This window comes from Pararhizobium sp. P1_E7 (assembly GCF_056405855.1).
In genome coordinates this window covers 1-23,237 of the sequence record NZ_JBFUBH010000027.1, presented here as the reverse complement: position 1 = coordinate 23,237, position 23,237 = coordinate 1, and the positions used below count along the sequence as shown (strand labels likewise).

General features: G+C 58.8%; 16 protein-coding genes, 1 pseudogene and 1 riboswitch. Of the genes and pseudogenes, 16 read left to right on the top strand and 1 reads right to left on the bottom strand.

What is annotated here, in order from left to right:
* The first annotated feature begins 11 nt into the window (after positions 1–11).
* The 9 genes and pseudogenes from AC1D17_RS20065 (at position 12) to AC1D17_RS20025 (ending at position 13,247) form a co-directional block, all read left to right on the top strand.
* Positions 12–821, top strand: a complete 810-nt coding sequence (locus AC1D17_RS20065) for a phosphate/phosphite/phosphonate ABC transporter substrate-binding protein (protein WP_477567084.1) — start codon at positions 12–14, stop codon at positions 819–821.
* Between the two features lie 248 nt (positions 822–1,069).
* On the top strand, positions 1,070–2,284 hold the full coding sequence (locus AC1D17_RS20060; protein WP_477567083.1) for an ROK family transcriptional regulator: 1,215 nt from the start codon (positions 1,070–1,072) through the stop codon (positions 2,282–2,284).
* Positions 2,285–2,424: 140 nt separating this feature from the next.
* Positions 2,425–2,648, top strand: a riboswitch (cobalamin riboswitch).
* Positions 2,649–3,020: 372 nt separating this feature from the next.
* Positions 3,021–3,242, top strand: coding sequence for a glutaredoxin-like protein NrdH (gene nrdH, locus AC1D17_RS20055; RefSeq protein ID WP_477567082.1), 222 nt, complete (start codon positions 3,021–3,023; stop codon positions 3,240–3,242).
* A gap of 28 nt (positions 3,243–3,270) precedes the next feature.
* Positions 3,271–3,678 (top strand): class Ib ribonucleoside-diphosphate reductase assembly flavoprotein NrdI, encoded by a 408-nt coding sequence (gene nrdI / locus AC1D17_RS20050; RefSeq protein WP_477567081.1) that lies wholly within the window; start codon positions 3,271–3,273, stop codon positions 3,676–3,678.
* Positions 3,675–5,858: a class 1b ribonucleoside-diphosphate reductase subunit alpha gene (nrdE, locus tag AC1D17_RS20045; protein WP_477567114.1), complete on the top strand. Its 2,184-nt coding sequence runs from the start codon at positions 3,675–3,677 to the stop codon at positions 5,856–5,858. Before nrdI ends, nrdE begins: the two co-directional genes overlap by 4 nt.
* 31 nt (positions 5,859–5,889) lie before the next feature.
* The gene (gene nrdF / locus AC1D17_RS20040; RefSeq protein WP_477567080.1) at positions 5,890–6,885 is read left to right on the top strand and encodes a class 1b ribonucleoside-diphosphate reductase subunit beta; all 996 of its coding nucleotides are present in this window, start codon (positions 5,890–5,892) and stop codon (positions 6,883–6,885) included.
* Positions 6,886–7,099: 214 nt separating this feature from the next.
* Positions 7,100–9,652: an SH3 domain-containing protein gene (locus tag AC1D17_RS20035; RefSeq protein ID WP_477567079.1), complete on the top strand. Its 2,553-nt coding sequence runs from the start codon at positions 7,100–7,102 to the stop codon at positions 9,650–9,652.
* A gap of 403 nt (positions 9,653–10,055) precedes the next feature.
* Positions 10,056–11,264 (top strand): annotated as a pseudogene (locus AC1D17_RS20030) (ISNCY family transposase); the annotation flags it as partial.
* Positions 11,265–11,660: 396 nt separating this feature from the next.
* The gene (locus tag AC1D17_RS20025; protein WP_477567078.1) at positions 11,661–13,247 is read left to right on the top strand and encodes an ArnT family glycosyltransferase; all 1,587 of its coding nucleotides are present in this window, start codon (positions 11,661–11,663) and stop codon (positions 13,245–13,247) included.
* A 14-nt stretch (positions 13,248–13,261) separates the two neighbouring features.
* Here AC1D17_RS20025 and AC1D17_RS20020 read toward each other — a convergent pair whose 3' ends face one another.
* Entirely contained in the window at positions 13,262–14,212 is a 951-nt protein-coding gene (locus tag AC1D17_RS20020) for a glycoside hydrolase family 26 protein (RefSeq protein WP_477567077.1), read from the bottom strand.
* Between the two features lie 1,133 nt (positions 14,213–15,345).
* On the opposite strand from AC1D17_RS20020, the gene AC1D17_RS20015 reads away from it, so the two are divergent.
* The 7 genes from AC1D17_RS20015 to AC1D17_RS19985 form a co-directional block, all read left to right on the top strand.
* The gene (locus AC1D17_RS20015; protein ID WP_477567076.1) at positions 15,346–16,374 is read left to right on the top strand and encodes a UDP-glucuronic acid decarboxylase family protein; all 1,029 of its coding nucleotides are present in this window, start codon (positions 15,346–15,348) and stop codon (positions 16,372–16,374) included.
* A gap of 11 nt (positions 16,375–16,385) precedes the next feature.
* A complete protein-coding gene (galE, locus tag AC1D17_RS20010; protein WP_477567075.1) occupies positions 16,386–17,378 on the top strand; it encodes a UDP-glucose 4-epimerase GalE in 993 nt (330 codons plus the stop codon).
* Positions 17,362–19,224 carry a glycosyltransferase family 2 protein gene (locus AC1D17_RS20005; RefSeq protein WP_477567074.1) on the top strand — a complete coding sequence of 621 codons (1,863 nt, stop codon included), beginning with the start codon at positions 17,362–17,364 and terminating at the stop codon, positions 19,222–19,224. The genes galE and AC1D17_RS20005 overlap by 17 nt, the downstream gene beginning before the upstream one ends.
* 32 nt (positions 19,225–19,256) lie before the next feature.
* On the top strand, positions 19,257–20,720 hold the full coding sequence (locus AC1D17_RS20000) for a UDP-glucose dehydrogenase family protein (protein WP_477567073.1): 1,464 nt from the start codon (positions 19,257–19,259) through the stop codon (positions 20,718–20,720).
* Complete coding sequence (locus tag AC1D17_RS19995) at positions 20,713–21,240, top strand: DUF995 domain-containing protein (RefSeq protein ID WP_477567072.1); 528 nt, start codon at positions 20,713–20,715, stop codon at positions 21,238–21,240. Before AC1D17_RS20000 ends, AC1D17_RS19995 begins: the two co-directional genes overlap by 8 nt.
* A gap of 1 nt (position 21,241) precedes the next feature.
* Positions 21,242–22,204, top strand: a complete 963-nt coding sequence (locus tag AC1D17_RS19990; RefSeq protein ID WP_477567071.1) for a glycoside hydrolase family 26 protein — start codon at positions 21,242–21,244, stop codon at positions 22,202–22,204.
* Positions 22,205–22,862: 658 nt separating this feature from the next.
* A partial coding sequence (locus AC1D17_RS19985) for a hypothetical protein (protein WP_477567070.1) occupies positions 22,863–23,237 on the top strand: 375 nt, incomplete at its 3' end.

The window sequence follows — 23,237 nt, the reverse complement described above, 5'->3', positions numbered from 1 at the left end:
AAAGTGTCTGAATGCGCCTCGCCAGCCTTGCCATGTATGCCAGCCCGCCGCCGCTTGCGGAGGCGACGGCCACACTGTGGGGGTTCCTTAGCGAAGCGCTGGAGCGGTCAGGGCTCGACGAGGTTCCGGCTAGGCTGGATGATTCCGTGCGCTATCATGAGGCCTGGACGCAGCCCGATCTGCTGCTCGCCCAGACCTGTGGCTTTCCCTACGTCAAGCACCTGYGCGGCAAGGTGCGGCTCGTGGCAACGCCGGTCTATGGGCATCCCGGCTGCGAGGGGCCGTCGATGCGCAGCTTCATTGTCGTGGCAAGGGATAGCGCCGCCCAATCTCTTGAAGACCTGCGGGGCACGCGGGCGGCGATCAATCAGCCCGACAGTAATTCCGGCGTCAACCTGTTTCGCGCGGCCATCGCGCCGCTGTCGCGCGATGGCCGGTTCTTTTCCTCGGTGATCGAAACGGGCGGTCATCGCAACAGCATTGCAGCGATCACAGCCGGCAAAGCGGATGTGGCGGCGATCGACTGCGTCACCTATGGCAACGTGCTACGCTTCGATCCTGAGAGCCTTGCCGGCGTCCGCATCCTTTTCGAGACGATCAAGGGACCGGGATTGCCGTTCATCACCCGGGCGGATGCCTCGGATGTGGAGGTAAGGCTGTTGCGGCAAGCCCTAAAGCAGGCCGTCGCCGAACCGTCACTCTCTGCCGCGCGCGATGTGCTTTGCCTGAAGGATTTTGCGGTTCTTTCCGATGCCGACTATGAACCGCTGGCCGAGCTGGAGAGGCAGGCGCAGCGGCAGGGTTATCCCGTCATCGCCTGACGCCATTCGGACGCCTGTAGCTGCAGGGAACTCCCAACGCCGGGGCCTGCGTGCCGCTGGCGAGGCGGCCGTTTTTTCATTTCCATTTCGGTGCGCGTTCTCACGGAAAAGCCGGTGGTCGTCGGCGTCCGGCCGGTGCTTCAGGCACGGGGGAAATCGCTCGAACCGGATGCGACCTCGCTTTCCGGTTGACTCATTTTGCAATTGACTAAATAGTTCGGTGATAGAACGAATTAATAGAGGCGACTGTGAGCGAAACCCTGCGCATCTCCCGGAAGTTTTCCCAAAGAGCCGTGATGGAGGCGATCATCCAGAACGGGCCGATCTCCCGCGCCTCGATTGCCAAGCAGACGGGCCTCTCCAAACAGACCATCTCGGAAATCGTTCGCCAGCTGGAGCTGGACGACTGGGTTCGCGAGACCGGGCGCACCAGCGGCCATGTCGGGCGCACCGCCGTTACCTATGAACTGGTGCCGGATGCGGCCTATATTGCTGCGGTCGATCTTGGCGGAACGAAGATCCGGCTCGCCATCGCCGATCTCGCCTGTCAGGTCTTTGCCGAAGAGGTCGTGGCGACCGACCAGCGCGGCGGCCAGTTCGTCGTCGACCAGATCGCCGGTCTCTGCGCGCAGGCGGTAGGCCATCTGAACATTCCGAGCGAACGCATCCGCATGGCCGTCATCGGCGCGCCCGGAGCGCCGGATGCAAAAACCGGCCGCATCCTGCTGGCGCCCAACATCGCCGATTTCGACACGATGAACGTGGCGGCCGCCTTCGAGAAGGCGCTCGGCATCGATGTAATCCTGGAAAACGACGTCAACCTGGCGGTGCTTGGCGAAAACTGGCTCGGCCAGGGGCAGGGCATCGACAATCTTGCCTATATCGCCGTCGGCACCGGCATCGGTGGCGGGTTGATGGTCGGCGGCCAACTGGTGCGGGGCGCGATGAATGCTGCCGGCGAACTGGGCTTCCTGCCCTTTGGCGCCGACCCCTTCGATCCGGAATCGCTGCGCTCCGGCGCCTTCGAGCGGGTCACCGCCTCGATCGGCATCATGGAGCGCTATGCGGCGGCATCCGGCGAGACGGCAACCGTGCCGGTGATCTTCGATCGGGCGGCAAGCGGCGACGTGCACGCCTCAACGACGCTGGACGAGACGGCGAAATATCTGGCGCGCGGCATCAGCGCGATTGCGGCGATCGCCAATCCGGAAAAGGTCATCATGGGTGGCTCGATCGGCCTGCGCCCGGAACTGATCGAGCGCATTCGGAAATTCCTGCCTGCCTGCTTTCCCTATCCCGTCGATATCGAGGTGAGCCAGCTCGGACCCCGCGCGGCGATTGTTGGCGCAGCCGCAATCGGGCTCAGCCATCTCCACAATGCGCTGTTTGGCGCCGATGCCCCGGACAGCCGCGTGTCGCTGCCGCCGGCAGAGACGGTGGCCTTCAGGGAGGCCCTGCAATGAGCGGATCGAACATCCTGACCGAAAGGCTGGTGCCGCTTCGTTTGCGGCGTTGACGAATGGTTAACCATGATACCGAAAAAACGGCATTCTGCCTGGCGGGTTTCCGCCCGCTAGGTATTGACYGGAAAAACGACTCGTATACTATATCTGGTGTTCAAGGTGCCTCCGAATCGCAAGGTGTGGAGGCTAAGAGGGAATACGGTGCGTCCAGCCATTCTGGCCGGACAAAGCCGAAGCTGCCCCCGCAACTGTAAGCGGCGAGCGCCTGTTTCATTTTAAGTCACTGAAGCGTCAGTCTTCGGGAAGACGAAAACAGGCGCCACGACCCGCAAGCCAGGAGACCTGCCTCGAACAAAACGTCCACGGGCGGGGTGCCCGGAAGGTCGCGTGATGTGCGGCGGAATGATTCCGCTTTGTGTTGCGTTCCTCCGATACCCGCCAAAAAGGCTTCGGAGCGAAGGCATGTCAGACAATCGAATTTGCAGACCTGCGGGCCGCGATGCCAATCGCGACCGGCGGCACGTGCCTAAAGCATGTCGCGCAAAAATGTGCAGCGGTTTTGCGATAACGACATGCGTGAAATCGAAGAGCTAAAGCGCGAGAAGCGAATCTGAAAGATCGCGACACGCCTTGGCCTGTCCGTCAGCTTGTAATGAAAAACCACACGGCCGGATCCGCGCGCAGCGGCTCGGAACCCTTTCGTGCGCCGGTAACACTACAGATCACGAGGAACGTCATGAACATCACCGTCTACAGCAAGCCTTCCTGCGTCCAGTGCACCGCAACCTATCGTGCGCTCGATCGCGAAGGCATCGATTACCAGGTCATCGACATTTCCAAGGACGAGGATGCCTTCGCGACGGTCGTGGGGCTTGGTTATCAGCAGGTTCCGGTGGTGGTTGCCGGGCCGGACCATTGGGCCGGCTTCCGGCCGGACAAGATCAGCGGACTTTCCTGAGCGCGGCCTGAGCAGGGATGGACAAGCGATGGGCCTGATCGTCTACTATTCCAGCCTGTCGGAAAATACCCATCGCTTCGTCGCCAAGCTCGGTCTGAGATCGGCGCGCATTCCCGTCAGCAGTGGCGCGGAAACGCCCGAAGTGCGCGAGCCTTTCGTCCTCGTCCTTCCGACCTATTGCGGCGAGGACGGCAAGGGCGCGGTTCCCAAGCAGGTGATCCGCTTTCTCAACGATGCGGACAACCGATCCCTCATCCGGGGCGTGATCGCCGCCGGCAACAGCAATTTCGGCGCGACGTTCGGTCTCGCGGGCAATGTCATCTCGGATAAATGCCGGGTGCCGTACCTCTACAGGTTCGAGCTTCTGGGTACGGACGAGGACGTCGCCAATGTCATCAATGGATTGGAACGATTTTGGACGTCTCAGAGACCTTGACGCGGGGCGGAAAACCGCTCGACGCTTTTTCTCATTCCGCCGGTGAGCGCCCCTTGAAGGCGACGGAAACCGCAATTGACTATCATGCGCTCAACGCGATGCTGAACCTCTACGACGACGAGGGGAAGATCCAGCTGGACAAGGACCGGCTGGCCGCCAAGCAGTATTTCCTCCAGCACGTCAACCAGAATACCGTGTTCTTCCATAATCTGAGGGAAAAGCTCGATTACCTGGTGACCGAGGGCTATTACGAGCGGGAGGTTCTCGACCAGTATTCGTTCAACTTCGTGCGCGACCTGTTCGATCATGCCTATGCGAAGAAATTCCGTTTCCCCACCTTCCTTGGCGCGTTCAAGTATTACACCAGCTATACGCTGAAGACCTTCGACGGAAAGCGCTACCTGGAGCGCTACGAAGACCGCATTTGCATGGTGGCGTTGACCCTGGCGCAGGGCAATGAAACGCTTGCCCGCGACATGGTCGACGAGATCATTTCCGGCCGCTTCCAGCCGGCGACGCCGACCTTCCTCAATGCCGGCAAGAAACAGCGCGGCGAACTCGTGTCCTGCTTCCTGCTTCGGATCGAGGACAATATGGAATCGATCGCGCGGGGCATCAACTCGGCGCTGCAACTGTCGAAGCGTGGCGGCGGCGTCGCGCTGTCGCTGACCAACATCCGCGAGGCCGGCGCGCCGATCAAGCAGATCGAAAACCAGTCGTCCGGGATCATTCCGGTGATGAAACTTTTGGAAGACAGTTTCTCCTATGCCAACCAGCTCGGTGCGCGGCAGGGGGCGGGAGCCGTCTATCTCAACGCCCATCACCCTGACATCATGCGCTTCCTCGATACCAAGCGCGAAAACGCCGACGAGAAGATCCGCATCAAGACGCTGTCGCTCGGCGTCGTCGTGCCCGACATCACCTTCGAACTGGCGAAGAACAACGAGGATATGTACCTGTTTTCGCCTTACGATGTGGAGCGCGTCTACGGTGTGCCGTTCACCGAGATCTCGGTGACCGAAAAATACCGCGAGATGGCGGACGATGCCCGCATTTCCAAGAGGAAGATCAAGGCGCGAGAATTCTTCCAGGTGCTCGCTGAAATCCAGTTCGAGAGCGGTTACCCCTACATCATGTTCGAGGACACGGTGAACCGGGCAAACCCGATTGCCGGGCGCATCACCATGAGCAACCTCTGCTCGGAAATCCTGCAGGTGAGCGAGGCGAGCGCGTATAATGACGATCTTTCCTACAGGCACGTGGGCAAGGATATTTCCTGCAATCTCGGCTCGCTGAACATCGCCGCGGCGATGGACTCCTCCGATTTCGGCAAGACGATCGAAACGTCGATCCGGGCACTAACCGCCGTGTCGGACATGAGCCATATTTCATCGGTGCCATCGATCGAGAAAGGCAATGACGCCAGCCATGCCATCGGTCTCGGCCAGATGAACCTGCACGGCTATCTTGCCCGCGAGCGCATTTTTTACGGCTCGGAAGAAGGCGTCGATTTCACCAATATCTATTTCTACACGGTGACCTACCATGCCATCCGCGCCTCGAACCGGATCGCCGTTGAACGCGGGGCGAGCTTCAAGGGCTTCGAGAACTCGAAATACGCCTCGGGCGAGTATTTTGACAAATACATCGAACAGGAATGGGGCCCGGCCACCGAACGCGTGGCGGAACTGTTCGCGACCGCAGGCATCCACATCCCGACGCAGGCAGACTGGCTGACCCTGAAGAAGGACGTCATGACGACCGGCCTCTACAACCAGAACCTTCAGGCGGTGCCGCCGACGGGCTCGATCTCCTACATCAACCACTCGACCTCCTCGATCCATCCGATCGTCTCGAAGATCGAAATCCGCAAGGAAGGCAAGATCGGCCGCGTCTACTATCYGGCACCTTATCTGAGCAACGACAATCTCGACTACTATCAGGACGCCTACGAGATCGGCCCCGAGAAGATCATCGACACTTATGCGGCGGCAACGCAGCATGTCGATCAGGGCCTGTCGCTGACCCTGTTCTTCCGCGATACCGCAACCACGCGCGATATCAACAAGGCGCAGATCCATGCCTGGAAGAAGGGCATCAAGACGATCTACTACATCCGCCTCCGGCAGATGGCCTTGTCCGGCACCGAGGTGCAGGGCTGCGTGTCGTGCACGTTGTAGGGTGAGGGGCAATTCCATTTTGCGCATGCATATGAATCAAGGACTAAAACCCATGAACATCGCCATCAAGCCCGCGTCGCGCGTCCGCGCCATCAACTGGAACCGGATCGAGGACGACAAGGATCTCGAAGTCTGGAACCGTTTGACCGGAAACTTCTGGCTGCCCGAAAAAGTGCCACTCTCCAACGACATTCCGTCCTGGGCGACTTTGCGGCCGGAAGAGCAGCACCTGACGATCCGCGTCTTCACCGGGCTGACGCTGCTCGACACCATTCAGACCAGCATCGGAGCGCCAAAACTGATGGAGGATGCGATCACGCCGCATGAGGAAGCTGTCTATTCCAACATCTCCTTCATGGAGGCGGTGCATGCCCGCTCCTACTCGTCGATCTTTTCGACGCTCTGCTCGACGCCGGATGTCGACGATGCCTATCGCTGGTCGGAGGAAAACGAGCATCTGCAAAGGAAGTCGGCGCTGATCCTTGAGCAGTATCGCAATCCCGATCCGTTGAAGCGCAAGGTCGCCAGCGTCTTTCTTGAAAGCTTCCTGTTCTATTCCGGTTTCTACCTGCCGATGTTCTGGTCGAGCCGGGCGAAGCTGACGAACACCGCCGACATGATCCGGCTCATCATCCGCGACGAGGCCGTGCACGGCTACTATATCGGCTACAAGTTCCAGAAGGGGCTCGAGCGGTTGAGTGTCGAGGGACGGCAGGAGATCAAGGATTTCGCTTACGAGCTTCTCTTCGAGCTTTATGACAACGAGGCCAAATATACCGAAGCGCTCTATGACGGAGTCGGCCTGACCGAGGACGTCAAGAAATTCCTGCACTACAACGCCAACAAGGCGCTGATGAACCTCGGCTACGAGGCTCTGTTTCCGGCTGAGGCCTGCAAGGTCAACCCGGCAATCCTTTCGGCACTGTCGCCGAATGCCGACGAGAACCACGACTTCTTCTCCGGTTCCGGCTCGTCCTATGTCATCGGCAAGGCCGTTGCGACCGAAGACGACGACTGGGATTTCTGACGTGTTCTCCGTTTGCCGTTTTGGCTCCCATCTCAGAGGCGGGCGCCGCCGCAACGCCGCCAGTAAACGCACAGATATGTATCCGCCGGCCAAACAAAGTGCCGCTACTTGACATCGGACTATCCAGCCTGAAAGACTTTGAAAACAAAGTGGGATTAGCTGAACCTCGCGTCCGAAGAACCGGCAGCAGGCCACCATGACAGGGATGAGAGCAATGGTCAGATTTGGTTTTGTGTTGATGACCGCCGCATTGACGGCCGGCTCTGCCCTGGCAGAACCGGCGGTCACGACTGCGAATGTGAATTTCCGCTCAGGTCCGGGCACCGGATTTGACAGCCAGGGCCAGCTGGTCGAAGGGACGGCCATTGATCTCGGCGAATGTGACGACAGCGGCGCATGGTGTGCGATTTCCGTCGATGGCAAACAGGGCTTCGTCAACGGCAAGTATCTGAACAAGGCCGACGCGACGACGGACCGCCCGGGCTGGCCGCGTGTCTACACAACCGACAGCGGTGCCGAGATCACGCTTTACCAGCCGCAGGTGACGGACTGGCAAAACTTCACCACGCTCTCGGCGTTGATCGCCACGGAATATAAGCCGGCTAAGGATGCAAAGCCGATCTTCGGCGTCATCGGCGTCAGTGCGGACACCGCTTCCGACGCCGAGGCCAACACGGTCATCCTCAGCAATATCAAAGCCACGGAGATCAATTTCTCGGCGCTCGACCGGAGCCAAATTTCCGATCTGTCGCTGGAAGTCGGCAAGCTGATGCCGACAGGCAATCTGACCTATCCCGAGGAGCGGCTGACCGCCAGCCTTGCCGATTATCAGCGCATGGACGATGTGCAGGGGCTGAAATCCGATCCGCCGCCGATCTTCCTCAGCCAGACGCCGGCTATTCTTCTCCAGATGGACGGCAAGCCCGTTCTTGCTCCGGTCAAGGGCGTCACGGGTCTGTCCTTTGCCGTCAACACCAACTGGGACCTGTTTCAGGCCGATGCCGACAAGAGTTATTATCTGCGTGACGACAAGACCTGGCTGACATCCAAGGATCTTGCCGGTGACTGGCAGGTCGCGACTGCGCTTCCCGACGCGCTGACGAAACTGCCTGACGATGACAGCTGGAAGGCTGCCCGGACGGCCATTCCGCTGGCAACGGTGGACGGTTACACGCTGCCGAAGGTGATTTACTCGGAAAAGCCGGCCGAACTGATCCAGTTCGAAGGCGAACCGAAGCTGGAAGCCGTCAAGGGTACCGCACTGGAATGGGCGTCGAATTCCGCCAGCGACGTGTTCTATGACGAAAAGGGCAAGCAATGGTACGTCCTTCTGTCTGGCCGCTGGTTCTCCGCCGCATCGCTGGATGGTCCGTGGACATTTGCAACGCCGGCGCTGCCGGCCGATTTCCAGAACATTCCCGACGACGCGCCTTACTACGCAGTGCGCGCATCGGTACCGGGCACCTCGGAAAATGCCGAGGCGCGGCTGAAGGCCAGCATTCCGCAGACGGCCCGTGTCTCCACCGACGGCTCGGTGAAGGTCGATGTCTCCTATAGCGGCGAGCCGAAGTTCCAGCCGATCGACGGCACCTCGCTCTCCTATGCGGTCAATACCAACGAGCAGGTCATCAAGGTCGGCGACCAGTATTTCGTCCTGAAGGACGGTGTCTGGTTCGAGGGCTCAAGCCCAACGGGTCCGTTCACCGTCGCCAAGGCGGTTCCGGATGAGATCTACAAGATTCCGCCGTCCTCGCCGGTCTACAACGTCACCTATGTGCGTGTTTACAAGTCTGAGCCGGATGCCGTCTGGTACGGCTATACCATGGGCTATCTTGGCGCCTATCTGGCCTGGGACACCTTTGTCTACGGCACAGGCTGGGCCTATGACGACTACTGGGATTACGGCTGGGCGGGCGGCGGTTACCTGCCTTACTATCCGCGTCCCGTCAGCTACGGGGTCGGCGCCTTCTACAATCCGGCTTTTGGAACCTTCGGCCGCTATGGTTATGCCTATGGACCCTATCGCGGCATCGCCGGCGGAGCGGCCTATAATCCACGCACCGGCACCTACATTCGCGGCGGCGCTATTTCAGGTCCGGCCGGAGAGCGCGACTTCATCGCCGCCTACAATCCGCGCACCGGAAACGGCGTGATGGCGCGGGGCGGCCACAATGTCTACGGTTCCTGGGGCTCGGCCAACGTCAAGCACGGATCGGACTTCGCTCATATTGCCGGCGGTACGAACGCGGCGGGCGGCAACGTTCACTGGCGCAACTCCGACGGCAATCATGGCTTTGTCGCAGGCGGCAAGGGTGGAGACATCTATGCCGGCCGTGATGGTAACGTCTATCGCCGCGACAACGGCCAATGGCAAAAACATACGCCCGACGGCTGGGATCCGGTGCAGAAGCCGTTAACCGACGATCTGAAGCAGCACGGCGAGAATTTTGCGGCCAAGCATCCGGACGCCGTGCAGAAAATCGGCGAGAACCACGATGCCGCCAACCCGGTCCAGCGGTACACAAACCGCACCCGGCCGATGGCGCCCGACAATCTTGGCCTCGACCGTGCCGGCCGCCAGATCGGCAACCAGCGGTCCTTCCAGCAGGACATGATCCGCCGTCCGTCTCCGGGCGGATTTGATGGCGGTGATTTCCAGCGTGGCGGCGGCTTCGGAGGTGGTGGCTTCCATGGCGGAGGCCACTTTGGCGGCGGCGGTTTCCATGGGGGCGGAGGCTTCCACGGCGGTGGCGGGTTCCGCCGCTAACCGCAGCATGCATTCGCCGTTCGGAGCTTTTGTCTTCGAACGGCACTGACCGGTACCCTCGCTGCATAAGGCGCAAGTGTCGTGATCCGCTACAATGAGAGCGGCGCCGGTAGCCGTGAACCGTCTTTTTATAGTCGAATGAGCGGGTGTGGTTCTGAATTCCTCACGATGGATGTGATCTATCAGCAGATGGGCGTGCCTGTGTCAGTTGCATCCATGGCGTCGGATTGGTTCCATAAGATAGATTACGTGACTTGAGCCTGTAGGGGCTATTTAGTAATGCGACAGTTGGGCCAGTTAGAGATGCGACACTCTCGCCTCTCGATGCGCTGGTCAACGTCAACGTTGGGAGCAAGGATGACGACCCTCAGCCTGGTGGAGACCATGAGCGTTTGGAGTCGTGATGTCCTGTTTGATCACCATGTCGCAGAAAGAATTGCATCGCCTCGAAGTCATTCAAAAGATCAATGATCGACGCCTAAGCGTTGTCCAGGCAGCGGAGCTGCTCGACCTCAGTCGAAGCCAGGTGCACAGGCTTCTGCAAGCTTATGACCGGGCCGGTGCGGCCGGTCTGGTTTCGAAGAAGAGATCGCGGCCAAGCAATCGGCGCCACAGCGAAGATTTTCGCAATGCGGCGCTGGATCTGATCCGCGAACGCTATCTGGATTTTGGCCCGACGCTGGCTCGCGAGAAGCTGATTGAACTGCATCACATCTCGGTAGCCAAGGAGACGCTGCGCCAATGGATGACCGAGGCCSGCATCTGGATATCGCGACGCGAGCGCAAGCAGCGTGTCTTCCAGCCGCGCGGCCGGCGCGATTGTTTCGGTGAACTGGTTCAGATCGATGGATCGCATCACTGGTGGTTCGAGAGCCGCGGTCCCAAATGCGCACTGCTGGTCTACATCGATGACGCCACCGGCAAACTATTGCATCTGCGGTTCGCCGGATCGGAGAACACCTTCGATTACCTCCATGCGACGAAGGCCTATCTGCAGCAATGGGGCAAACCTCTGGCATTTTACAGCGACAAGCACGGTGTCTTTCGTTCGACCCATGCCTCGGAGAAAGACCGGACAAGCGGTCTGACGCAGTTCGGCCGGGCTCTTTATGAACTCAACATCGACATCATCTGCGCCAATACCCCGCAGGCCAAGGGACGCGTGGAACGGGCCAACCAGACGCTGCAGGATCGTCTGGTCAAGGAACTGCGGCTGCGCGGCATCGACACGATCGACGCAGCCAACGCCTATGCGCCGGCGTTCATGGCGGACTTCAATGCCCGGTTCGGCAAGCCGCCGCGCAATCCGAAGGACATGCACCGCCCCCTCGCCGCACATGAGAATCTCGATGGCGCCATGTGCCGGAAGGAAGTCCGCACGCTGTCGCAGTCCCTGACGCTACGCTACGACAAGGTCTTGTTCATTCTCGATCCGACGGAGCAGGCCAAGACGCTGGCGGGAAAGAAGGTTGTCGTTTGCGACTATCCGGACGGTCGCCTCGAGATCATGCACGAGAGCTTCGTTCTGCCCTACAGAACCTTCGACACCTTGCGGTCGGTCCATCGCTCGGAGGTCGTCGAGAACAAGCGCCTAGACGACATGCTTTCGATCGCCTGAGGTCATTGCCAAAAGGCAGCAGGCGCTGGCGCGCATGGAGGCAGCGGAATGAACCGCTGGCACTCATAGTCTCAAAGCTAAAGCCGAAGGGGTGTCCTTCACCCGCCCCCGCTCCTCCCTCGCAACCCGGCCCAGCCGGTCGGATCGGGGGCTGCCGTCAGCGCCAGCGGAGATGCTGAGTGTCGCATTTCTAACTGGCTGGCGACGTCGCGCATCTAACCAGCTTTGACAGAACCTGTAGCCGGGGTACATTCTATTTCCGAGTGCACCATACCCCGCGTCGCGGTCAGCCTCACTGAACCAGATTTCGGCTCTGCTATCGGTTTTATATTGATCGGCGTTACCGCATCTGTACCGTAGTCCTCGTCATGATTTAAGGGGGAGGACATGATGACGGCGTTCCGTATCGGACAACGCGATTTTGCAGTCCTGGCTGCGATATTGGTGCTGGCTGCCCTGTTTCGGCTTCATGACGTACAGCAACCCCTGGTGGATGCCTTCAGCTGGCGTGAGGCAAGCACGGCCATGATGGCGGATAACTTCTTTGCGCGCAGCTGGAACATTTTTTTTCCGGAGGTMAGCTGGACCGGGCCGGACCCCGCCTATCAGGGCCGCGAACTGCAGATAATCTCCTATATTACCGCGCTGCTTTACACCGTGTTTGGATGGCACGACTGGCTGGGGCGCATGGTGGCCGCTGTTTTCGGAGTTTGGGGCGTCTTTGCGCTGCATCGCTTGCTCAATCGCGTGTGGGACGCAGGCCATGCGCACGCCGGCGCCTTTCTGCTTGCCATCATGCCGGGCGCGGTTTTCATTGACCAGTCGTTTCTGCCTGATCCCGCGATGCTTTCTCTGGTCACCACCGGCGCCTGGCTGTATGTCGCCTATCTACAGGAAGACCGCCCCGGTCTTCTGGTGATCTCCGGCTTGCTGACGACGCTGGGCGTACTCGCCAAGCTGCCTGGCATCGCCGTGGTCATTCCAATGACCTATGCGACATTTTCCATCCTCCAGATGAGAGGTGGGCTGAATCTGCGCCGCATCCTGCCGATCGTACCCGTCGCGCTGATTGCCGGCGTTCTGATCCTTGGCTACTACCGATGGGCGCTCTATGTGGGGACGAATTATCCGCCTTATCATGTCGCCGGCAGCGGCTATCTATGGGACGACGGGCTGTCCAAATTCCTCGACCAGGCTTTTTATGTCCCTGCCGCATGGAAGATCGTCAGCAATTGGCTTTATACCTTGCCGGTCATCATGCTCGCCGGCATAGCCTTGCTGGTCGCACCGCCGGCCACGACCGATCCGGCACGCGGCAAAACGTCCTGGTTTTTCCATGCCTGGCTCGCCGGTGCGGCCCTAGTCTATTTCTTCGCTGCACGTGAGATCAAAACCAATCCATGGAACTTCCATATCTTCAGCGTGCCGGTTGCGGCATTGGCCGGCCGGGGGCTCTTTCTGTTGAGCGCCATCGGCGGTGACCTCCATGCTGGTTCGCGATCGCGCTGGCTGCGGCTGGCGGCCATTGCGGGTGTCGTGATTTTTGGCGGAACCCTCCCCGGGCTGGAGTTGATGAAGACCCCTTATGCCCAGTCCGGTCATGAACTCGGTGTGCGTCTGAGTTCCGTGAGCAAGCCGGGGGATCTTGTCGTTGCAGTCTCTGCCACGATCGGTGATCCGATCGCCGTCTATTACAGCAGGCGCCGTGGTTGGGTTTTTCCGCCTGGCGGCGGGATGAACGACTGGTCGGTGCTTCTCGACGACGGCGAGGCGATCAGCACACTGGAGAGCCTGCGGGAAAGAAACGCGGCGTGGTTCGGCATCGCCAAAAACGCCCGCGACTCGAAGGGGCGCAAACTTGTCGAATACAACCGGGGTCTGATTGCGCATCTCGACAGGACCGCCGAGCGTGTCGTCGATGACGACGCCATGCTCATTTACCGGCTGACACCGCCCGCAGCCATCTCATCGAATTAGTCGCGTAAATTGCGCTAGCGCTGTACCAGCACTGCGAGAGTTTTGGGGTCAAAACGCCAATCCGGCGAACCATATCCCATGGGCCAGCGGTAAGGTTCCTTATCGTTGAAGAACAGGATCGCCTGCAGCAGCGGAAACTGTGTTTTATATTCCGGCGAGTTGAAAATCTCCGCGTACCAACCCTGCTTGTAGGTCCGGCTCCCGGAAACGCCGAGTTCCGCGATCATCACCGGCTTGCGGAACTCCGCCACGCGTTCGTATTTCTCTTCGACGGTTTCACTGAAGCGTCTGGGGCGGCGCCAATAGTCAATGTCCATCTTTTCGAGGCCCCAGATGGGAATGCCGACGATATCAACGAATTCGTCGCCCGGGTAATAGGCTGCAAGGTTCTTATGCCCCTTCGGCGACCATACGTAGCGGGCCTCCGGCAGGATCGTCCGGCAGCGGGATACAAAATATACGAAGGCTTTGCGATAACCTTCCGGATCATTGCGCGCCMAAGGATAACGGCCGTCGACGTCCTCCATCTCATGACCCCAGCGCATGTACACCGGCTTGCGGATGTCGCGAACCTTGTTGCAAATCCACTCGATCTCGGAATCGAAGCGCCCGTCCTGGATGTCCTGGAAAAGGCGATCGCCGCCTTCCCGCCAGTCAGCGGCGTGGGTAAAAGGCTCGACGGAGATCATGAGGGCGCGATTGTCGCGAACGGCGCTCTTGATCTTGCGATCCAGTGCACGCTCGTCCGGCGCCTGCCAGGCGACGAAAACATGCTCAATCTGGAAATCGTCGCTGCCTTTTACCAGGGAGTGGGGATCATAGACGCCCAGGGTCACCGGATTCGCAGCGCTGGCAGTGGACCCGCCGGCACCGATGGAACCCGTCTTTGCCGCCGTATCGACCGACGGCAATTCCACTTCGGACGCTTCTCCGCCGGTGGCGGCTAGCACAATCGCAAGCGCCAATGCGAAAAAACATCTCTTGAGATAGGGCAAGGCGCGCCCAGGCGGCAAGTATGCGCAGTCATATATGTATGCGGCGGCGCGCATGCCACGGATTTGCCGGCACGGTTGTTTGTGCAAAAGGAGGGTTTCCCCTGAAACGTCAGTTGAACACTTCAGCGGAGTACGCAGCGCGATGTCTGGCCAAAGCCGCTCGGTGAACAGATGTACGGCCCGCGGCCGTATGCGACCATGCGGGTATCCGTCCTCAGGCCCACCACGTATCGGGTGGTGTCCGCGGAGGCAACCTTTGTGCCCGTCTGGTAAGCCTTCATTGCAGCTACGCTCTGAACCGCACCCTTCATGGGGGCGTGATACGGTGCGGCGGAGGCCAACTCGAGTGGCCGCTCAGAGGAGCAAGCCGCCAGCAATGACGCCAGGCCGATAGCGGCCACGCATGAAAGTCTGCGAAGTTGCATCCTTGCAGACACAAGACGCTCTTTTGTCTCAACGCTTTTCGAGTTCATTCCCCGCCTCACCAATGACGAATTTCTGTCTCGGATGCCAGTATCTCATTGCATCCTTAACGAGAGCTTTATTAGAAATTCTTCAATTAGGCGACCACGGACATAGTGAAGAAATTCCGACCATTTGTAGCCAATCCGGTCAGATGCGCAGATTTGGCACAACACAACCCCCTATAGCCAGAGTAAGCTTATATTTGCAACCCATTTCATTAGCAATCTCGTAAATGATCGCCCCTATGGCCCAGCCGTTACTTGTCCGAATGCGGCGCGCGCCCGTTGTACGTACAGTATTATTATTCCTCTGTAAGTATATGTCGCTAAGAGGGTCTTTCGCGGCGTCTCAATTTGACACTGAAAACGTGTAGTTTTTTACCGTTTAAGCGATATCTAAATCCTCTTTGACTCCCGTGACGATCAGAGGCATAATGAAATTAATGTATAGGTAACCATTTTTTACTTGTCCGGATCGAGCCTTCGATCTGGCACTTTCAACCGCCCACAGGACAGAATCTGCCCAATCTCGTGCTCTTTCCGGAGTATTGGCGAGCTGGCGTTTTTGTACCCAATAAAATTTTAGGGGGTTCTGCATTCGGCATTTGGTTTTGTGTAGTCCATGCGGGAGATTAAGACATGGCGCGTACGGGCATTCAAAAAAAGATTACTACCGAAAATATTCTCCACTTTCCTAGTATTAAAAGTAAACTAGTTAAGAAAATACTTGTAACGGGCGGCGCCGGCTTTTTAGGTTCCCACCTGTGTGAAGCCCTCCTGGCGATAAGTTACGACGTCATCTGCGTTGACGATCTTTCGACGGGACGCATTGAGAACATCAAGCACCTGCTTGATCTGCCGAACTTTACCTTCCGGCGCCATGACGTGCGCACGCCGCTCAACGTCAAGGTTGACGCAATCTTCAATTTTGCAAGTCCGGCTTCGCCGCCAGCCTACCAGGCTGATCCAATCGGCACCCTCTTCACCAATGTCGTCGGCGCGCGCAACATGTTGGAGCTTGCCCGCCGTCGCGATGCAGTCATCGTCCAGGCATCGACCTCGGAGGTCTATGGCGACCCACTGATATCGCCACAGCGCGAAGACTATTTCGGCAATGTCAGCACGGTAGGACCTCGCGCCTGCTACGATGAGGGAAAGCGCTGTGCGGAAACCCAGTTTTTCGACTACCACCGCCTTTACAATATCAAGATCAAGGTCGCCCGGATTTTCAACACCTACGGGCCGCGCATGCGTCCCGATGACGGGCGCGTCATTTCGAATTTCATCGTCCAGGCACTGCGCAACGAACCAATCACGATTTATGGATCCGGGCTGCAAACGCGCTCGTTCTGCTATGTCGATGATCTGATCAGCGGGTTCGTGAAATTTCTGCATACCTCACCCGACGTAACCGGACCGATCAATCTCGGCAATCCGACCGAGCTGACCGTGATCGATCTGGCCGAGCGCATCATTCGCCTTACCAATTCGAAATCCCCGATCATCCATCTCCTTCCCGCCGTTGACGATCCCCAGCAACGCCGGCCCGATATCAGCCGAGCGACTGCGCAGCTTGGCTGGCGCCCGCATGTCGATATCGAAGACGGCCTTCTCTCCGCCATCGCTTATTTCGACCGCGCTCTGCAACACATCGCAGCGAGCAACTGAAAGGTGCCAAGATGGACACTGTTCTGGTTACCGGCGGAGTTGGCTATATCGGTAGTCATACGTGCAAGCTTCTGCATCAATCAGGCTTCACGCCCGTGGCCTATGACAACCTCTCGACCGGTCACAAGGAGAATGCAAAATGGGGGCCGTTGGTTCGAGGCGATGTACGCGACCGCGACCAGCTGAAACATGCGATCAAACTCTGGCAACCCGTCTGCGTCATTCATTTCGCCGCATCGGCCTATGTGGGTGAATCCACTGTTGAGCCGCGCAAATACTACAATAACAATGTTACCGGCATGATGTCGCTGCTCGACACATGCGTGGAAATCAGGCTGCGAAATATCGTTTTTTCCAGCAGCTGCGCCACCTATGGAATTCCGGCCAAGCTACCCATTGCAGAGGGTAGTCCGCAGATCCCCATCAATCCCTATGGGCGCACGAAGCTGGTCGGCGAAATGATGCTGATGGACTACGCCTCAGCATACAATCTCCGCTATGTCGCCCTGCGCTACTTCAATGCCGCAGGCGCCGACATCGACGGCGAGCTTCAAGAAAGGCATGCCCCGGAAACCCATCTCATTCCCCGCGCCCTTATGGCCGCCGCAGGCAAAATCCCTGAACTGACCGTCTTCGGCGACGACTACGATACACCGGACGGTACGTGCATCCGGGACTACGTCCATGTCACAGATCTCGCTCAGGCGCATGTATCGGCGGTTCAGCATATGATCGCCGGTGGCAACAACATGGTGGCAAATCTGGGCTCCGGCCAGGGCACGTCCGTCCAACAGATTATCGATGCGATCGAACGACTGACAGATCAGCGCGTGCCGGTTCGCCGCGAAGCACGACGGGAAGGCGATCCGCCGGTGCTTTATTCCGATCTCAGGGTTGCCCAGTCTGAACTGCATTTCGCCCCCCGCTTTTCGGATATCGAAACGATCATTCGCACGGCTGCTCCGACTTTCGGACTGGAGGTGGTCGATGACATTCTGGCGTGAGCAGCCCCCGGTTGAAGCAAACCGCGCACGGCGGCGCGCCGAAAGACGCAAGCCGCTCGAGTTGCTGTTGCCTCTCTTTGAAGGAGAACGGCGCGCTGCATATTTCGCCGGCGTTACCGCCTGGCTCGGAGGGCTGGTCTGGTTCTGGCAATGGTGGTTCAAGCCCGAACACCTCATTTCGCACGTTTCTTTTGTCGCGCTCAGCCTGATCATGGCCTGGATAACCCTGCTTCCGGCCTACTTTATCTACCTGTTCGCCGGCAGCCGGAAACCACGGCATATTCTTAGGCAATGCGTCCCGGGACGCATTGCCCTGGTTGTTACCAAAGCACCTTCGGAGCCGTTCGACGTCGTCCGGAAAACTCTCAACGCCATGCTCGAACAGGTTGGCTATGACTACGACGTCTGGCTGGCGGATGAGGCGCCGGATGCTGCGACGATCACATGGTGCGCCCGCCGCGGTATCTTCATTTCGACCCGGCAGGGTGTAGAGGCCTATCATCGCAAGACCTGGCCGCGGCGCACACGCTGCAAGGAAGGCAATCTTGCCTACTTTTACGACCACTACGGATATGCCCGGTATGATTTCGTTGCCCAGTTCGACGCGGACCATGTGCCGGACAGGACCTATCTGCGGGAAATCATGCGGCCATTCGCGGATTCCGCCGTAGGATACGTATCGGCTCCGAGTATCTGCGATTCCAACGCCGTGCACAGCTGGGCGGCACGCGGGCGGCTTCAGGCGGAAGCCAGCCTCCATGGCTGCCTGCAGATTGGTTATAATAATGGTTGGGCTCCGCTGTGCATCGGCTCGCATTATGCCGTGCGAACGGCAGCGTTGAAACAAATCGGTGGTCTCGGCCCCGAACTGGCGGAGGACCATTCGACCACGCTGCTGATGAACGCCGGCGGCTGGAAGGGCGTACACGCCATCGATGCGATTGCGCATGGCGAAGGGCCGCGAACCTTTGCCGATCTTGCCATCCAGGAATTCCAGTGGTCGCGAAGCCTTGTCACGATCCTGCTTCGTTATTCGAAGGACTACGTGCCAAGCCTTTCAGGCAAGCTCCAGTTCCAGTTCCTGTTCTCGCAGCTCTGGTATCCGCTGTTTTCGCTGTTCATGGCGGCTATGTTCCTGCTGCCGATCGTAGCGCTGGCAACGGGCCGCAATTTCGTCGATGTGACGTATCCCGATTTCCTCGCACATATCCTGCCTCTGTCGTTCGTGCTGATCGGGCTGGCTTTCTATTGGCGCTCGACCGGAACGTTCAGGCCCCATGACGCCAAGGTTCTCGGCTGGGAATCGGCGGTGTTTCTGCTCGCGCGCTGGCCATGGTCGCTGGCCGGCTCCTTGCTTGCAGTGCGCGACCAGATCACAGGCTCCTTCGTGGATTTCCGGATCACGCCGAAGGACGGCAAGATCGCCGCTTTCCCACCGTTGCGCGTGCTCGCTCCCTATATTGTCATGTCTGTTTCTTCGTCGGCAGCCGCTTTGCTTGCTTCCAATCCAGGCTCCGCCAAGGGCTACTACATCTTCGCGATCGTCAATTCGATGGTCTATTCCGCCGTGCTCGCAGTCATCATCATCGGCCATGGCCGAGAAAATGGCCTTTCGTTAGCCTCGACATCGAGGAAAGGTCTGGCCGCGGCAGCAACCTTGCTGATGTGCCTGGCGGTGACCGGCGACGCGATCTATTCGCGCGGCATCCACGGCCTGGAAGCGGTCGCCTACGGACAAAACGTCATCACATTCACCGAAACACACTTCGCCGTCGCAGGTGCGGGCCAGGGAGGTTCGCAGGTCAAGGTTACTCGGTTCAAGATTAAATGGCATGGGATTTCATAACGAAATTATAAGACGATAGAGGGAACAACCAGATGAAAATTGCAATCCTTGGAACAGGTTATGTCGGCCTCGTGAGCGGAGCATGCTTCTCCGCCTGGGGACATCAGGTCATTTGCGTTGATATAGACAAGACCCGGATCGACGCGCTCAACCGCGGTGAGGTTGCGATTTTCGAGCCCGGTCTTACCAATCTCGTGGAATCCAATCGGCAGGCGGGACGGCTTCAGTTCTCGACCGATCTCAAGAGCGCAGTTCGTGGCATCGACGTCGTTTTCATCGCTGTCGGGACCCCGGCAAGCAGCCATGACGGCGATGCCGATCTCTCATATGTTTTCAAGGCGGGCCAACAGATTGCTTTGGCCCTGAGCGGACCGGCGTTGATCGTGACCAAATCAACCGTCCCGGTCGGTACCAGCGAAAGACTTGAGGCGCTGATGCGCTCCGTTCGGCCCGACGCAGACTTCGAGGTTGCGTCAAATCCCGAGTTTCTGCGCGAAGGGTCGGCAATCGCCGATTTCAACAAGCCGGACCGTGTCGTCATCGGCTGCGATAGCGACCGGGCACGGGGTCAGCTTCTCGCGCTCTATCGCCCGCTCGTTGACGCCGGCGTGCCGATGATTGCGACGCGGCGCCGCAGCGCCGAGCTTATCAAATATGCCGCCAACGCCTTCCTTGCCACAAAGATCACCTTCATCAACGAAATGGCCGATCTTTGCGAGAAAGTCGGCGCGAATATCGATGAAATTGCGACCGGAATGGGTATGGACAACCGCATCGGCGCAGCGTTCCTGAAGGCTGGCCCCGGCTATGGCGGCTCCTGTTTTCCGAAAGACACGACGGCGCTTCTGCGCACGGCACAGGAGTGCGGCGTTTCCTTGCGCCTTGTCGAAGAAACAATCGCCTCCAATACGTCCCGCAAGCGTGCCCTTGGAAGCCGGCTAAGAGCACTGTTGGGCGAAACTCTGCAGTCCAAGAAGATCGCAGTGCTCGGCCTGACATTCAAGGCCGGGACAGACGACATGCGCGACGCCCCGTCGCTGACGCTCATCAACGCGCTGCAAGCCGCAGGCGCAAATGTGCATGCATTCGATCCCCGTGGGATGAAGAATGCTCATGTGCTGATGCGCGATGTGACCTTTTCCAGCAACCCTTATGAATGCGCGGAGGGCGCCGACGCTATTGTCCTGATGACGGACTGGCAGTGCCTTCAAAATCTCGACTTCAAGCGGCTGGCTACGACGATGAAGCGGCGCGTGCTTCTCGATCTGCGTGGCGTTTACGACGTCGATACGCTGGTCAACAGATACGGATTCACGGTTGAGCGTGTCGGCCATCCTGCCAAGCGCGCGCCGGAAAACAGCGTCATCAGGCTCAAGCGCCGTGTCAGCTATATCCCGCCCAGCGTTGAGGTACGCAACGGTATTCGCAGCCTCCGTGATCCCAGCCTTGTCAAACCAGGCGCCGCAGGTGGCAGGGAGGAACTTGACCATGATTAAAATCGCAAGTGCCGGCGCTATAGCGCTTTCGGTCGGCGCCATGCTGGTCGGGACACTGCTGACGCCGGCGCATGCCCGATCGACCATACTGCCAAAGAACACCGTTCCGGTCACTGCCCACGAATTGCGCCAGATCTATAGCGACAAAACCTGGAAGTGGTCTGCCGGCGGCGCCCGCTTCATCGGCAAGGGCCGGCGCCTCATCGCTTTTTCCGACAAGCCGGGTAAAGCGACATTTGCCGAGGGCAGATGGAAACTCGACAACGAAGGACGTCTCTGTCTGGTGGCCGTATGGGTCACTCAGGAAGGCAGCGCGCCAGCCAATACCTGTTTTCAGCATGTTCGCGACCGCGGCACAATCTATCAACGGCGCGAACCCGATGGAGACTGGTACATCTTCAAGACCTACAGACCTAAGCCTGAAGATGAATATGCAAAGCTCGTAACGGAAGACACGGTCTCACCGAACATAGCCAGGCTCAAGAAGAGCTTGACTGTTTCGGCCAGCCAAGGAGGCTGAAATGAAACACAGACTTGTACGAACAGTGGCGGGAGGCGCACTTCTGCTGATGCCCGTCCTCATACCCATCCTCCCCGGCGCAGCCCCATGGCCCGCCTATGCGCAGGATGCCGGCACGAATACAACCGCGACCGACAAGCGGCCGATCCTCCATGAAAACGCGACCAAGTTCGGCGCCTATGACCCCTATGGGGACTTTGGAGCCCAAACCGGTGTCGCTACCGAAGCGCTCTTCCTACCCTGGGAAGACGTCGATCTGACGACGCTGACCGTGGCCGACAATTACGCCATGCAGCGCAATCGCAAATTGCTGATCTCCATCGAGCCGTGGTCCTGGAACGAAGGTTGGCGGCTCAGCTCCGACGAATTGCGCCGCAAGGTGCTGGCCGGGGACTACGACGCCAACGTCAGGGCAATTGTCGATGTGGTGAAAACCTTGAAGAGCCCGGTGATCATCCGCTGGGGTCAGGAAATGGAAGACACGTCCGGCCGCTTCTCGTGGTCCAACTGGCCCGCGCAGGACTATATCACGGCCTACAAGAAGGTTGCCGACGCGTTTCGCAAGGACGTCCCCACGGTGCAGATAATGTGGTCTCCAAAAGGGTTGGAGGGTCTGGAGAAATACTATCCCGGCGATAACTACGTCGATCTCGTCGGTCTCTCGGTCTTTGGCCTGCAGGGGTATGACATGAAGGTCTATGGTGCGCCCAAGACGTTCACGGAAGCATTGAAGCCGGGTTACGATCGAGTGGCACCGTTCAAAAAACCGATCTGGGTTGCCGAATTGGGGTATGAAGGCGACGCCGCCTACATGCAGCCATGGATACAAACCGTCACCGCCGCGGATCCGCAGTTTCCGGATCTCAAGGAAGTGGTCTATTTCAACGATCGCGACGTCATTGCATGGCCCTTCGGGCTCGGCCGCCCGAACTGGCGCGTGAAACCTGACGCGGGCGTGAACTGAATCCAGCCAGCGAGTAGGCTCGGCGCGGTGCGCCGGGCCCTCGTTCAGCTGGCCGATCAGACAGCTTAGCGAACATGAGCAACGGCCATCGCCGCTCCTGTCGATGTTTATGCGCTGCTTTATCAAAAGGTATGCCATCATCGGTTATCTCGTGCGTGTTTTGCAGAATTTGAGYTAGCCGAGACCCACGTCCGGCAGACAGAGCGCGCTCGGCATCGCGGAGAGGACGCAGATACGTCGCGGTTAGTAGAGCTCTTGCGCCTGGATCGAGGAATGGACCCTCTCCTCCTATACCTGACCGCCATTCTGTCGCGTTGAATCGCCTTGAGCCGCCCGGAGTTTCCTGACGTTTCGCGATCCAGTTGACGTGAAGGGCCGGACGCCCGCCGGTGGCCGGATTGGAGAGGTGTTCGACGAAAGCGCCACGATCGGCTCGCGTGAGATCCGAAAATGTGCAGCAAATTCTGATCTGGTCCGCCCGCACCTTATCCACCGTAGAGTAGTGGAAATCAGAGGACTGTACACGTGTCAGTGTAGTCAGATGACGATACTGTCTTCTGCTGCCTGCCCCTGAAGACCCGCGGCGCGTCAAAAGGTCTACGCTACCCTAGAAACTCTACAAGTTCGCCAAAATAGCTCGGGCCGACAGGGCCAAGTGATGCTATCCACGCTGAACCACCAGAAAAAGAGCGACGATCAAGATCACGAAGAGCCCGGCCGCCGCCGCTATCCCCAGAAGGGCAAGCCATGTCCGTACATCGCGGAAGCTTGGCCGCCGACCGTCAGCCGCCTTTGTGCCAAGAAATGCCAAAGCTCCGAGGACAACTGGTGTGCCCCCTCCAATGACCATCGCCACTGCACCTTCCGGAGCAGTGGTTCGCCAGATCAACCCGAACACGTAAATGCCGGCAATCGTTCCAACGATGAGGGAGCCAAGAATGAGAAGAATGCGCATTGTGTGTCTTTCGCCAACGAAGGCGCTATTCTTCACCGGGAAGCTTTACATTCATATCGTAGGAGCAGCCTACAAGGG

Excerpts from the sequence above, each read along its gene's own strand:
- AC1D17_RS20035 (WP_477567079.1), top strand. The coding sequence starts at position 7,100 with ATGGTCAGATTTGGTTTTGTGTTGATGACCGCCGCATTGACGGCCGGC.
- AC1D17_RS19995 (WP_477567072.1), top strand. The coding sequence starts at position 20,713 with ATGATTAAAATCGCAAGTGCCGGCGCTATAGCGCTTTCGGTCGGCGCC.
- nrdF (WP_477567080.1), top strand. The coding sequence starts at position 5,890 with ATGAATCAAGGACTAAAACCCATGAACATCGCCATCAAGCCCGCGTCG.
- galE (WP_477567075.1), top strand. The coding sequence starts at position 16,386 with ATGGACACTGTTCTGGTTACCGGCGGAGTTGGCTATATCGGTAGTCAT.
- AC1D17_RS20005 (WP_477567074.1), top strand. The coding sequence starts at position 17,362 with ATGACATTCTGGCGTGAGCAGCCCCCGGTTGAAGCAAACCGCGCACGG.
- nrdH (WP_477567082.1), top strand. The coding sequence starts at position 3,021 with ATGAACATCACCGTCTACAGCAAGCCTTCCTGCGTCCAGTGCACCGCA.
- nrdI (WP_477567081.1), top strand. The coding sequence starts at position 3,271 with ATGGGCCTGATCGTCTACTATTCCAGCCTGTCGGAAAATACCCATCGC.
- AC1D17_RS19990 (WP_477567071.1), top strand. The coding sequence starts at position 21,242 with ATGAAACACAGACTTGTACGAACAGTGGCGGGAGGCGCACTTCTGCTG.
- AC1D17_RS20015 (WP_477567076.1), top strand. The coding sequence starts at position 15,346 with ATGGCGCGTACGGGCATTCAAAAAAAGATTACTACCGAAAATATTCTC.
- AC1D17_RS20000 (WP_477567073.1), top strand. The coding sequence starts at position 19,257 with ATGAAAATTGCAATCCTTGGAACAGGTTATGTCGGCCTCGTGAGCGGA.